The 13250-nt window shown below is 62.7% G+C and carries 12 protein-coding genes and 1 pseudogene; 6 read left to right on the plus strand and 7 right to left on the minus strand.

What is annotated here, in order from left to right; all coding sequences use genetic code 11:
- Positions 1-70: 70 nt before the first annotated feature.
- Entirely contained in the window at positions 71-1159 is a 1089-nt protein-coding gene (locus tag N2A41_RS10420) for a citrate synthase/methylcitrate synthase (protein WP_260110877.1), read from the plus strand.
- A gap of 42 nt (positions 1160-1201) precedes the next feature.
- Here the strand turns inward: N2A41_RS10420 and N2A41_RS10425 are convergent, their stop codons facing one another.
- From N2A41_RS10425 to tpiA, 4 genes are all read right to left on the minus strand, one after another.
- The gene (locus tag N2A41_RS10425) at positions 1202-1672 is read right to left on the minus strand and encodes an SRPBCC family protein (RefSeq protein WP_260110878.1); all 471 of its coding nucleotides are present in this window, start codon (positions 1670-1672) and stop codon (positions 1202-1204) included.
- A gap of 71 nt (positions 1673-1743) precedes the next feature.
- Positions 1744-3372 carry a CTP synthase gene (locus N2A41_RS10430; protein ID WP_017964388.1) on the minus strand — a complete coding sequence of 543 codons (1629 nt, stop codon included), beginning with the start codon at positions 3370-3372 and terminating at the stop codon, positions 1744-1746.
- A gap of 143 nt (positions 3373-3515) precedes the next feature.
- Complete coding sequence (gene secG, locus N2A41_RS10435; RefSeq protein WP_017964389.1) at positions 3516-4061, minus strand: preprotein translocase subunit SecG; 546 nt, start codon at positions 4059-4061, stop codon at positions 3516-3518.
- Positions 4062-4192: 131 nt separating this feature from the next.
- Positions 4193-4963, minus strand: coding sequence for a triose-phosphate isomerase (gene tpiA, locus N2A41_RS10440; RefSeq protein WP_260110879.1), 771 nt, complete (start codon positions 4961-4963; stop codon positions 4193-4195).
- Here tpiA and N2A41_RS10445 point away from each other — a divergent pair.
- Entirely contained in the window at positions 4911-5135 is a 225-nt protein-coding gene (locus N2A41_RS10445; RefSeq protein ID WP_260111140.1) for a hypothetical protein, read from the plus strand. The genes tpiA and N2A41_RS10445 overlap by 53 nt on opposite strands.
- Before the next feature lie 24 nt (positions 5136-5159).
- On the opposite strand, the gene N2A41_RS10450 is transcribed toward N2A41_RS10445, so the two are convergent.
- Positions 5160-6059, minus strand: coding sequence for an alpha/beta hydrolase (locus tag N2A41_RS10450; RefSeq protein ID WP_260110880.1), 900 nt, complete (start codon positions 6057-6059; stop codon positions 5160-5162).
- 217 nt (positions 6060-6276) lie between these two features.
- Here N2A41_RS10450 and parE point away from each other — a divergent pair, with 217 nt between their 5' ends.
- The 3 genes from parE to N2A41_RS10465 all read left to right on the plus strand — a co-directional run bounded on the left by parE (position 6277) and on the right by N2A41_RS10465 (position 11052).
- Entirely contained in the window at positions 6277-8376 is a 2100-nt protein-coding gene (gene parE, locus N2A41_RS10455; RefSeq protein ID WP_260110881.1) for a DNA topoisomerase IV subunit B, read from the plus strand.
- Positions 8377-8578: 202 nt separating this feature from the next.
- Positions 8579-9718 carry an esterase-like activity of phytase family protein gene (locus N2A41_RS10460; protein WP_260110882.1) on the plus strand — a complete coding sequence of 380 codons (1140 nt, stop codon included), beginning with the start codon at positions 8579-8581 and terminating at the stop codon, positions 9716-9718.
- A 116-nt stretch (positions 9719-9834) separates the two neighbouring features.
- Positions 9835-11052: an AI-2E family transporter gene (locus tag N2A41_RS10465; RefSeq protein WP_222385063.1), complete on the plus strand. Its 1218-nt coding sequence runs from the start codon at positions 9835-9837 to the stop codon at positions 11050-11052.
- 19 nt (positions 11053-11071) lie between these two features.
- On the opposite strand, the pseudogene N2A41_RS10470 reads toward N2A41_RS10465, so the two are convergent.
- A pseudogene (locus tag N2A41_RS10470) lies at positions 11072-11529 on the minus strand (GNAT family N-acetyltransferase).
- Positions 11530-11658: 129 nt separating this feature from the next.
- Here N2A41_RS10470 and N2A41_RS10475 point away from each other — a divergent pair.
- Positions 11659-12081, plus strand: coding sequence for a hypothetical protein (locus N2A41_RS10475; RefSeq protein WP_222385065.1), 423 nt, complete (start codon positions 11659-11661; stop codon positions 12079-12081).
- Here the strand turns inward: N2A41_RS10475 and N2A41_RS10480 are convergent.
- Entirely contained in the window at positions 12078-13220 is a 1143-nt protein-coding gene (locus tag N2A41_RS10480) for a DUF2336 domain-containing protein (RefSeq protein ID WP_260110883.1), read from the minus strand. The genes N2A41_RS10475 and N2A41_RS10480 overlap by 4 nt on opposite strands.
- Between the last annotated feature and the right edge of the window lie 30 nt (positions 13221-13250).

Raw genomic sequence — 13250 nt, forward strand, 5'->3', positions numbered from 1 at the left:
TGATCAATTGCGTCAAGATTGACGTCAATGAGACTAGGTCCGATCATCCCGGTCGTAAAGGAGAAACAACATGAAAAACGGCTTGGAAGATGTCATTGCTGCCGAAACGCAGCTTTCGGATGTCGATGGCGAAGCGGGACGACTGATCATCCGGGGCGTATCGTTGGATCACCTGGTTGCAAACGGCACCTATGAAGGCGTCGCCGCCCTATTGCTCGATGGGCTGATGGAAAGAAGCTTCGACGAAGCGGAGTTGCGCGACTGGTTGGCGCAGGCGCGAACGAGGATTTTCGGCCACATCAAGGCCGCTGACGCCGCCCTGCTCGCTTTGCCTCCGGTCGATGCGATGCGAGCGCTGATCGCCCGCCTGCCCGACGGCGAGGATTTCGATACCGCTCTCAGCCTTCTGGCTGCACCCGCAGTTTTCCTGCCGGCGATCCTTCGCAAGCAACGCGGCAAAAGACCGATCGCGCCGGACGCCTCGCTGCCGCAGGCGGCCGATATCCTGCGCATGCTGACTGGAAAATTGCCGACCAGGGAGCAGACAGCGGCACTCGACACCTATCTCGTGACGATATCGGACCATGGCCTCAATGCCTCGACCTTCGCATCGCGCGTCATTGCCTCGACGCAGGCCGGCCTCACCTCTTCCGTACTCGCGGCGGTGAGCGCGCTGAAAGGGCCGCTGCATGGCGGCGCGCCCGGTCCCGTGCTCGACATGCTGGATGCGATCGGAACGGCGGAGAATGCTTACCCGTGGATCGAGGAAGCACTCGACCGCGGCGAAAGGCTGATGGGCTTCGGCCATCGCATCTATCGCGTCCGCGATCCGCGCGCCGATGCGCTGAAGGGCGCGCTGAAGCCGTTGATTACAACGGGCCAGGTGAACAGCGCCCGCGGCGCTCTGGCGGAAGCCGTGGAAACCGCTGCATTGGCGATCCTGAAGGCGCGCAAGCCGAACCGGCCGCTCGACGTCAACGTCGAATTTTATACCGCGCTGCTGTTGGAAGCGGTCGGCTTCCCCCGCGAGGCCTTCACCGGCGTCTTCGCGATCGGCCGCACCGTCGGATGGCTGGCGCATGCGCGCGAACAGGCGCTCGAAGGCAGGCTGATCCGCCCGCGCTCGGTCTATATCGGGCCGCTGCCGGCCGCCGCGTAAACGTTGAATTCGCCGGCAGGGGCATGTCCTTGCCGGCGATCGTCAACCGCCGACGAAGGCGGCGAGGTTGTCGAGTGTCGAGCGGCAGCCTTCTTCATTGTCTTCCAGGCGAATGCCGGAGGGGATGTTGTCGCAGACCATCGTCACATCGGTGCCTCCATCGGCGGGCGACAATGTCGTGCTGACAGTCATCTCGCCGGAATAATCTTCGTTCTCGGATTCGAAGACCGTCGCCCAGACGATGTTCTCGTCAGGCACGAGCCGTGCAAAACGGCCTTGGAACGTGTCGATCTTGTCAGAGGTCTTGCCCGGCTGCGACGCCTCGTCATCGGGATAGACGAGCGACATGCTGAAGGCGCCGCCTTCCCTGCCCTCGAAGGCATCGACGATGCCCTTCATCGTATCAGGCGGAAGCCAGGTGGCGACCGCCTCTGGATCGAGGAAGGCGCGGTAGATACGCTCGCGCGGCGCTGCGATGAAGCGTGAGACGGTGGTGCTGCGTGAAGGGGTCATGCCGGCGAGATAGCGCGGGCACGGATGTTATCCAGATCGCGCCTGAAACAACGCGATCTGGTTTGCATGCATCAGACGAGACGGCTCTGTTCCGTTGCCGCTTCTATGAAGCTGGCAAACAGCGGATGCGGGTCGAGCGGTCGGCTCTTCAGTTCCGGGTGGTACTGCACGCCGATGAACCACGGATGATCCGGATATTCGATCGTCTCCGGCAGGACGCCGTCCGGCGACATGCCGGAGAAGACGAGGCCGCAGTTCTCGAGCCGGTCCTTGTAGTCGATATTCACCTCGTAGCGGTGGCGGTGACGCTCGGAAATATCGGTGGAACCGTAGATATCCGAGATCTTCGTGCCCTTCTTCAGCGCCGCCTTGTAGGCGCCGAGGCGCATTGTACCGCCGAGATCCCCGGCTGCCGTACGCTTCTGCAATTCGTTGCCCTTGACCCATTCGGTCATCAGGCCGACCACCGGTTCTTTCGTCGCGCCGAATTCGGTCGAGGAGGCACCGGACACGTCGGCGAGATTGCGCGCCGCCTCGATGACCGCCATCTGCATGCCGAAGCAGATGCCGAAATACGGCACCTTGCGCTCCCGGGCAAAGCGGGCAGCGTGGATCTTGCCTTCCGAACCGCGTTCGCCGAAGCCGCCGGGCACAAGGATGCCGTGCACCTTTTCGAGATAGGGCGCCGGATCTTCCTTTTCGAAGACCTCGGATTCGATCCATTCGAGGTTGACCTTGACGCGATTGGCGATGCCGCCGTGATGCAGCGCCTCGATCAACGACTTATAGGCATCCTTAAGGCCGGTATATTTGCCGACGATCGCGATGGTCACCTCGCCCTCCGGCGTGCGGATGCGATTGCAGACCTCTTCCCAAGGGTCGAGCCGCGGCTTTGGCGCGGGCTCGATGCCGAAGGCGGCAAGGACTTCGTCGTCCAGACCTTCCTTGTGGTAGGCGATCGGCACGTCATAGATGTTGGCGACGTCGAGCGCCTGGATGACGGCGGACGGGCGAACGTTGCAGAATAGCGAGAGCTTGCGGCGTTCGGCTTCCGGAATTTCGCGGTCGGCGCGCACCAGCAGGATATCGGGATGAATGCCGAGCGCCTGCAGTTCCTTGACCGAATGTTGCGTCGGCTTGGTCTTGAGCTCGCCGGCCGCCGGAATGTAGGGCATCAGCGTCAGGTGGACGTAGACGGCAGTGCCGCGCGGCAGGTCGTTGCCGAGCTGGCGGATCGCCTCCATGAACGGCATCGCCTCGATGTCGCCGACCGTGCCGCCGATCTCGCAGATGACGAAGTCGTAATCGCCATTACCCTCGGTGACGAAATCCTTGATCTCGTTGGTAACGTGCGGGATGACCTGCACCGTCGCGCCGAGATAATCGCCGCGCCGTTCCTTGTCGATGATGTTCTTGTAGATGCGGCCGGTGGTGATGTTGTCGGTCTTGGTCGCCGAACGCCCCGTGAAACGTTCGTAATGACCGAGATCGAGATCGGTTTCCGCGCCGTCGTCGGTGACGAAGACCTCCCCGTGCTGGGTCGGGCTCATCGTGCCCGGGTCCACGTTCAGATAGGGGTCGAGCTTGCGAAGCCGGACCCGATATCCACGGGCCTGCAGCAACGCTCCGAGAGCCGCGGCCGCAATTCCTTTTCCGAGAGAGGAAACCACGCCGCCAGTGATGAATACGTATCGCGCCATGGGAGTCACCGGATACCTTTTCAAAAACGATTCCACCAGCCCAAAAATTCTTTTCCAGAACTTTCGATGCGTGGCGCAGGAATCTGAACAAAAGAAAACCGGCAGACCCGAGGGCCTGCCGGCGGTTCATGTCGAAGACCGGCTTACTGTCCCGTCGGGACGCCGGAGGGCTGAGCCGGTGCCGGCGCGGCCGGAGCTGCGGGCGTTGCCGGGGCAGTCGTTGCCGGAGCAGTCGTTGAAGGCGCGGTGGCCGCCGGGGCCTGAGTTGCCGGAGTGCCAGTTGCCGGCGCCCCAGTTGCTGGAGCTTGAGCGGCCGGAGCCTGCGGTGCGGGCGTCGCTGCCCCGCTGCTCGGAACACCGTTGCCGGCCGGCTGATTTGCCGGAGCCTGCCCGCCGCCGAGCGAATCGAGAATACCGTTGCCCTGGCCGCCTGTTGCCGGAATGCGATCGAGAATGTCGCTCGGACGGCCCTCGTAACGCGTCAGTATGCCGAGGCCGAGCGAAGTCAGGAAAAACAGCGTCGCGAGAATCGCGGTCGTACGCGTCAGTGCATTGGCCGTGCCGCGGGCCGACATGAAGCCCGAACCGCCGCCGATGCCGAGGCCGCCGCCTTCCGAGCGCTGGATGAGCACGACGCCGACAAGGGCGAGCACGATCATGAGATGGATGACAATCAATACGGTCTGCATGGGTCCAGTCCTGCCCGCCTCGAGACGGACAAAGTTAAGAATTCTGGCGGCTCTTTACATGAGGCTTTCATCTATTCCAAGCCCTTCGGCCAGGAATAAACTCGGGAATAAACTCAGGAATAAAAAATGCCTCAGGCGAGCAGCGCCTCATAGGCCCGGTAGATGGCAAGGAAGTCGGCCGCTTTCAAGCTCGCTCCGCCGATCAGCGCCCCGTCGACATTGGCAATGCCCATCAGCTCGTGGGCATTGGCCGGCTTGACCGAACCGCCGTAGAGAAGGCGCATCTTGCGGCCGCCATCACCGAAGCGAGTCGCCAGCTCTGCGCGCATGAAGGCATGCGCCTTTTCGACATCACCTGATGTCGGCGTCACGCCGGTGCCGATCGCCCAGATCGGCTCATAGGCGATGACCGTATTTTCGGCAGTCGCGCTATCGGGAACGGAGGCGGAAAGCTGGCGCTTGATGACGTCGAGCGCCTGGCCTGTCCGGCGTTCATCCGCCGTCTCACCGATGCAGATGATCGCCGTCAGCCCGGCAGCAAAGGCGGCCTCCGCCTTGGCGCGGACCAGATGGTCGGTTTCGGCATGGTCGGTGCGCCGCTCCGAATGGCCGACGATGACATAGGTGCCGAAACAATCGGCAATCATCTCGGCCGAAATGTCGCCGGTATGCGCACCGGACGGGTTCTGATGGCAGTCCTGAGCCCCGATCGCCAGCGGGCTGTCGGTGCACAGCGCCGTCGCCACATACAGCAGCGTCGTCGGCGGGCAGATCAGCGCTTCGACCTTGTCGGCCAGCGGCGGGCGAACACCCTCGGCGATCGCTTTGATCTGATCCAGGGAGGCACGCATGCCATTCATTTTCCAGTTTCCCGCCACAAGCGGGCGCACATCAGGTGTCATGCCGGCCTTCCACAATCTGCTTATGCCTTGGGCAATATCAAAAGCTTGCAGCAAAGAAAAGCATCATGCCCTTGACGTAAGGGGAATCTCTGCGATCCCGCGCATATTTCTGCCGAAAATCGTCCGCTACAGCGCCGCGCGTCTTATCGGACACGCTGTGGTAGCATTCTGAATCCACGCATCGGCCCGCTGCGCTCTAGCCGGCGAGAATCCAGTTCAACACCCTGCGCCAGTCGATCATCCGGATCGGCGTCCCGTGATTGCCGGTCTGAAACAGCGTGAAACGCGCCGGATATTTTGCCTTGTGCAGGCTTTCGAACAGCGCCTGCTGGGCGGCGGCGGCATAGACCGGATCGCGGCTGCCATGGGCGAACCAGAGCGGCAGCTTCGCCTTGTAGAAGGCGCTGGTGGTGAAATCGGGATCGGTCACCCCGCTCATGATCAGCATGCCCTTCAGCCGCTTGACGCTGTCACCATCGCGCGCAATGCCCCAGCAGACCTGGCTTCCCATCGAGGCGCAGGAAAGGATGATCGGCCGACCGGGTGATTGCGCGCTGGCATAGCGGATCAGGCCGGCGATCGCCGCAACGCCGCTGCTGTCGAAGCTTTTGACCGTCGGCGAATAATAAACGCCGCCATTGCCGGCGACGAGGTTCTTCAGCCGGTTGAAATTGCCGCCGAAGCTGTAGTCGTTGGCGCCGAGCCGCCGGTCACCGTCGCGCCCATGGATGAAAATCACCGTGAAGGCGGCATTCCCGACCGGTCCCACCCTGGTGACATCGAGCTTGATGCCGTCGACAGACAGCGTCTCGTCCGCTTGGGTCTTGCGGATGGCGAGCGCCACATATTTCTGCTGCACCCGCTTTTGCGGGATCTGGTCGCGGCCGTTGATATCTCGCATCTCGTCATAGTCGATGACCTCGAAGGCGCCGTCATCGCCCGTCTGGAGCACGGCCTGCTTCGAAAACAGGTCGTCCTTGAAAGGCGGCAAAGCTTCGGCTGCCTGCGCCGGGCCAACAGCGGACAGAATGGCCGCGGACAAGAAAAACGCCGCAATTGCCGTGAAGATGGTGCAATGACTTGTGGACATTCGCATTCGGATGGTTCCTGAAGCCCGCCGCCGCTTGCCATTCTGCACCCGGCAACGCAAATCATTTGGGAAAAGCCCGCCAAAACAGGCGGTGTCGCGTATAGATGTGCTTTCTGGCAAAATCTGCCTGATTCGCAAGGTGGCATGAAATGCGGTGATTTTGGGTCGGCGCGGATGCCCGCCCAAGCCAGACCTAAGACAGGATGAAGATCTGAACGGCTCCATGGACGATAGCAACGACCTCTTTTCCGGAATGCCCCTCTCTGAAAAACGCGAGGAGGCGCAGAAGCCTGCGGCGCCCGCCGAACGGCCGTCGGCTCCGGCTGCGCCCTTCGCCGCAGCGCCCCCTGCTGCCGGAGCCTCAGCACGTCCCGCGCCCGCCGCCTCGAACTCGGATGATTACGGCGCCTCGTCGATCCGCGTCCTCGAAGGCCTCGAGCCGGTACGCATGCGTCCGGGCATGTATATCGGCGGCACCGATGAAAAGGCGCTGCATCACCTCTTTGCCGAAGTCATCGACAATGCGATGGACGAGGCGGTCGCCGGGCACGCCAATTTCATCGAGGTCTATCTCGACCTCGAGGGTTATCTCACCGTCTCCGACAACGGCCGCGGCATCCCGGTCGAGAACCATCCGCAGGTGCCCGGCAAGTCGACGCTCGAAGTCATCATGACCAAGCTGCATGCCGGCGGCAAATTCGACGGCAAGGCTTATGAGACTTCAGGCGGCCTGCACGGCGTCGGCGTCTCGGTCGTCAACGCGCTCTCCGACGACCTCGAGGTCGAGGTGGCGCGAAACCGCAAGCTCTATCGCCAGCGCTTCTCCCGCGGCCTGCCGCAGGGCGGGCTCGAAGAGTTGGGCGACGTCCATAATCGTCGCGGCACCCGCGTGCGCTTTCATCCCGACCCCCAGATCTTTGGGGATCATATGAAGTTCGATGCCGCCCGCGTCTTCCGCATGGCGCGCTCAAAAGCCTATCTGTTCGGCGGCGTCGAAATCCGCTGGAGCTGCGAGGCAGGCGTGCTGCCCGAAGGTTCCGAGGTGCCTGACAAGGCCGTCTTCCACTTCCCCGGCGGCCTGAAGGACTATCTCCAGGCGACGATGGGCAAGGAGTTCACCGTTACCCGCGAGATCTTTGCCGGCAAGACCGAGAAGACCAGCGGCCATGGCTCGATGGAATGGGCGATCACCTGGTATGGCGGCGATCCGCAGGTGCATTCCTATTGCAACACCATCCCGACGCCCGAAGGCGGCACGCATGAGGCCGGCCTGCGCATCGCGCTGACCAAGGGCCTGAAAGCCTATGCCGAGCTGACGCAGAACAAGCGCGCCGCGCAGATCACCACCGACGACGTGATGATCTCGGCCGTCGGCATGCTGTCGGTCTTCATCCGCGAGCCGGAATTCGTCGGCCAGACCAAAGACAAGCTTGCGACCGTCGAGGCCCAGCGTATCGTCGAGAACGCGCTGCGCGATCCCTTCGACCATTACCTTGCCGATAACCCGAACGAGTCGGCCAAGCTGCTCGACTGGGTGATCGAACGCGCCGAGGAGCGCCTGCGCCGCCGCAAGGAAAAGGAAGTCAACCGCAAGACGGCGGTGCGCAAATTGCGCCTGCCCGGCAAGCTCGCCGACTGCTCGCAGAATACCGCCGAGGGTGCCGAGCTCTTCATCGTCGAGGGCGACTCGGCAGGCGGTTCGGCCAAGCAGGCACGTAACCGCGCCAACCAGGCAATCCTGCCGCTGCGCGGCAAGATCCTCAACGTTGCCAGCGCCGGCCGCGAAAAACTCGGCGCCAACCAGCAGCTCGCCGATCTCGTCCAGGCGCTCGGCTGCGGCACGCGGTCGAAATACCGCGACGAAGACCTGCGTTACGAGCGCATCATCGTCATGACCGATGCCGACGTCGACGGCGCCCACATCGCCTCGCTGCTCATCACCTTCTTCTATCAGGAGATGCCGGAGCTGGTGCGTGGCGGCCATCTTTTCCTCGCCGTGCCGCCGCTCTACAAAATCACCCAAGGCTCGAAATCCGCCTATGCCCGCGACGACAATCATCGCGCCGAGCTGATGCAGACGGAGTTCAAGGGCAAGGCCAAGGTCGAGATCAGCCGTTTCAAAGGCCTCGGCGAAATGATGCCCGCTCAGCTCAAGGAAACCACGATGGATCCGTCCAAGCGCACCCTGCTCAAGGTGCTGATCGACGAGATCGATTTCGAAGGCACGCGCGCCGCCGTCGACGATCTGATGGGCACCAAGCCCGAAGCCCGCTTCCGCTTCATCCAGGATCGCGCGGCTTTCGCGGAGAATCTCGATATCTAGCGTATGCCATCGAGCGCGCCGAGCGGTCGGACAGACATGGGTTCGTCGCCACGCATTTTAGCATTCACGATTTCACGGAACTGACGAAGAACCGTAACAACTCCGACAAACAACCGGCGCATGAAGCGGTCGGCGTGTGTCCTCCCGTGAGGAACGCCTGCACCTGTTTGAACCGTTTTCAACCCCTTGCCGGATATTTGTCATGACCAAGCGTTTTCTCGCGGCTGCCGCTTTCGTTCTTCTGTCCAGCACCGTCACCGTCAGCGCCACCGATATCGGCGCCACCTTTGAGACCTCCTGTCCCTTTGGCGATTGCGCCGCCGGCATTTCGCTCTCCTATCTCGGTGAATTCGTCATCCCCACGGGCCATGTGGAAAACGGCGTCGAATTCGGCGGCATTTCCGGGCTCGATTTCGATGCCGCCACCGGCCACTATCTCGCCATCAGCGACGATCGCTCGGAAAGAGGCCCGACCCGCTTCTACGAACTCGACGTCGATCTCGACGCCTCGGGCCTCAAGGGCGTTTCGGTCGCCAAGCAGGTGACGCTGAAGGACAAGAACGGCGAGCCCTTCGCTGCCCGGACCGTCGATCCGGAATCGATCCGCCTCGGCAAGGACGGCATCTACTGGGGCAGCGAAGGCGACGGCAAGGCGCTGCTTCCGCCGTTCGTCCGCGTCGCTTCGCCGGACGGTTCCTTTGTCCGCGAATTCAAGCTGCCGGAGGGCTTTGCGCCGACCGCGGACAAGTCGACCGGCATCCGTGACAACCTCGCCTTCGAGGATCTTGCCATCGCGCCCTCAGGCGATGTTTTCGTCGGTGTCGAAGCGGCGCTCTATCAGGATGGCCCGAACCCTTCGCTGACATCAGGCAGCCTGTCGCGCATCGTCCGTTACGACAGCGCCACAGGCGAGCCGAAGGCCGAGTACGTCTACCCGGTCTCGCCGATCCCGCAGGCCGCCACCAAGGCCGACGGCGGCAATGACAACGGCATGTCGGAGATGCTCGCCCTCGACGATCACCGCCTGCTCGCCGTCGAGCGCAGTTATGCCCAGGGCTTCGGCAACAGCATCAAGATCATGATGATGGATCTGACTGATGCCACCGATGTATCCGCCATCGCGTCCCTCGCCAAGAACGACCAGCGCGTCGTTCCCGTCCGCAAGAGCCAGGTCCTCGATTTGAGGGCGATCGGCCTCGTTCCCGACAATATCGAGGCCATGTCGCTCGGCAAGGCCAAGGACGGCACCGATGTTCTCATTCTCGGCTCCGATAATAATTTTTCGACCAGCCAGAAGACGCAATTCTACGCCTTCAAGATTCTCAGCCTCCCGCAGCAGTAAGACGCCCGGGTCTGAGGGTCGAATAGCGACGCTTTGTATACGCTTTCATGGTGCGGACCTTGAAACCGCCGGGTTGATGTCCCATAACCAGAGTACAAGAAAAAGAAGAGGCGCGCGTGGGTGTGTTTGACCGTCAGAAAAGCAATCATGAACCGCGATGGCTCGGATCGTCGGCGCAGACGCGCACGCCGCTGATTCCCTCCATTTCGGCGGCGCGCTGGCTGCTGGTCCTGGTCGTCGCTGCCGGCGTCTATTTCTTCTACGGCTTCCTCGTGCCGGTGCTCGCAGCCCTCGTCATCGGCTTCGCCAGCTGGCCACTCTACCGCAAGCTTCTTGCCCGCGTCGGCGGTAATACGACGATCGCCGCGACCATCGCCATCATCATGATCATCACTTTCCTGGTCATCCCGATCGGGCTTGCTGTGACCTATACGACGGGCGAAGTACGCACCTGGGTCACCTGGGCAATCCACGCCAACCGCGCCGGCGCCCCGACGCCCGACTGGATCGTCGCATTGCCTTGGGCCGGCGCCTATCTCGATGAGGTCTGGACGAAATATATCGGCAGTCCCGGCGCGCTCGGCGAAGTCATCCAGGCGGTCAGCGGCGCTAATATCGGCAACATTTACCGCGCCGTACTTGCGGCCGGCGGCGGCGCCTTCCACCTGCTGCTGACGCTGCTCTTCATGCTGATCGCGTTGTTCTTCGTCTATCGCGACGGATTCTCCTTCTCCAAGCAGATCGATATGCTCGGCGAGCGCATCCTGCCGAACCGCTGGGAGCGCATTTCCCGCGTCGTGCCGGCGACGATCAGTTCCACCGTCATGGGCATGACGCTGATCGCGATCGGCGAAGGCATCGTGCTCGGCCTTGCCTACTGGATTGCCGGCGTGCCCTCGCCGGTGACGCTCGGCGTTCTGACCGGTGTGATGGCGCTGATACCGGGCGGTGCTCCGCTCTCCTTCTCGCTGGTCTCCATCTATCTGTTGGCGAGCGGCTCGCATGTCGCCGGCATCGGTCTCTTCGTCTGGGGGACGGTCGAACTCTTCATCGTCGACAAGACGCTGCGGCCGAAACTCGTCGGTGGTCCGATCAAGCTGCCCTTCCTGCCGACCTTCTTCGGCCTCGTCGGCGGCGTCAAGACGATGGGTTTTCTCGGCATCTTCATCGGCCCGGTGCTGATGGCGCTGATCGTCGCCATCTGGCGCGAATGGATCCACGAAGCCCGCAATGCCGACAAGAGCGAAAGCGGACCGCAGATCATTATCGACGATCAGGCCCCGCCGCCAGTCCCCGGTTCGCCGAAGGCCATGCCGCGCGTCGCCGAAGGCTGAACATAGCTTCGCAGATGGGTTACGCCAGCCGCTTTTCCATAAACAGGCTGAGCGGATCCGGCAGATAGCTGCCGAAAGGCTCGATTTCCCGATATCCGTATTTGCGGTAGAGCGCGATTGCCTCCGGCTGGTAGATGCCCGTTTCGAGCCGGATCGCCGTCAGCCCCTTTTCCCCGGCGATTGCTTCGAGCGCATTCATCAGGCCACTGGCGATCCTCAGCCCCCTCGCCTCGGGATCGACGAACATGCGCTTGATTTCCGCCGTGCCATCGCCGGCCTCGACAGCGCGCAGCAGCCGACGATCGCATCGCCGTTACGCGCAACCAGGAAGCTCACCGAAGGTTTCTCCAGTAAGGAGAGGTCGACCAGATGGTTGCTTTCTGCCGGATAGAGCGATTGCGCATAGGCATCGGAAAGATCGAGAAGGCGGATGACGCCCTCCTGGCGCGGCGGCTCCAGGGCAATGGTGACGGACATGCTGGCTCCTTCTGCTGGCGCGGGGGCACAATTTCCCCGATATGACGAAGAGTTAATGTCGTTGCCTTCATTCGGTTGGAATTGCTCCCTCTAAGACGATGAAGTGCTCAATAATCAAGGAAGCAGAAGATGCAAGCGTTGCTGATCGCGATGACCATTCTCGGCTGCGACGATTCCATCAGCCAGTGCAATTATGTCGCGACGGTCGATAAACGCTGGGAAACCGTTGCCGCCTGCGATGCCGAGGCCGAACGACGGCTGAAGACTTATGTGAACGTCAACTATCCCTCGGTGATCGCAGTGTGCGAGGCGCCGAAAGCCATCGCCGTCGCCGAGCCGCCGAAGCCGGCGCCCATGCCTGCCGCGGCGCCCGAGGTCGCTGTCGCAGCGCCCGAGGAACCAGCAGGAAGGATCGCCGGTTTTGCTGAAGGCATCGCCGGCGAGGTCCGCGCCCATCTGCCCTCGGGCAGAAGCGTCAGAGACACACTCAGCAAGCCATTGCATTTCGTCTCCGCCAGCTATTCCTGGGTGGCGACGCGGCTAGCTGATTAGGCCGCCGCAAGCGCCGCATAGATGCGGGCCGATTGTCGCTGCTCGATGACACTAAGCTTTTCCACCATGTCGAGCAGTTCGCCGATCGCGCCATGCGCGTCGTGATGGCGGAATTTTTCGAGAAGACGGCCGCAGACATTGCCGAGCACGCTCGCTGGCGCTTTTCTGGCGGCGTCGCGCCACAGCATCGTCGCCTCGACGAAGACGACGCTGATATCCCTGGGCAGGCCGGCGGACTCATAGAGCGCACGCACGGCATGCATGCGCCCGGTTGCCAGGATCGAACGCACGCGGCGCTCGCTGCACGCGGTCAGGTCGACGATCGCGCCGGCGAAGAAATCCACCTTGCCGGCGCAGAGCGTATGCATCAGGAAGGACGGCGTCAGCCGGCCGCTAAGGCGCAGATGCGTCACGAGGTCGGGTATTTCGCGCGGCGCGACGTCGCCGGCGATCGAAACGATGGCAGCCTCGGTCGCCTCGCGGCTGATCCGTTCCAGCCTTTGCAGGCCGATCGCCGCCTGCGCCAGCGGCAGGTTAACCAGCGCATTGCTGACATGCTGGGTGAGCAGCTGGCGGGCATCGGCCGGAAGATCGCTGCGGTCCAGAAGCAGGTTACGGATGTCACAGCAGTCGCCAAGCCGCTCCGCGATGCGTTTCAGCGACGGAGTGGAGATCGCCGCCCCGTCGTTCTCGAGCAGGCAGAGCAGCTCTTCTTCGTCGCCGACCTCGGCAAGGGCGGCGGAAACCGGGCGAGTCACATGCGCCCTCGCCGCGATCAGCATGCGGGTGGCGCCGTTGCCGCGCGCGGCAAGGTCGACGAGATCGGCATCGCTCAAAAGCGGCGAACAGATCACCGCGTGGCAGGCCACCTCGGGCTGGTCCTCGGCAAGCGAAAGGATCAGGCTGCGCGGCGCATCGGGCGACCAGGCGATCGCCTCGGCAAGCGCAAGCCGCACGCGCGGCGACGGATCGTCGAGAAGAAAGGTCATCGCCATCTCGGCCGCCGCCCGTTCGTCGCCGGACATTTCGGACTGCAGATAGGCTCGCCCGAGAGCGCTTGCGGCCCGGGCCCGGTCGCCTGTCTTGGCCGTTTCGACCCAACGAAGAAAAGCTTCTACGATCACACGACGCCCCAGCACTTCAACGCGATTCTTTCGCGCTCTATTCAC

This window comes from Rhizobium sp. SRDI969 (assembly GCF_025152725.1).
Classification (GTDB): Bacteria; Pseudomonadota; Alphaproteobacteria; order Rhizobiales; family Rhizobiaceae; genus Rhizobium; species Rhizobium leguminosarum_I.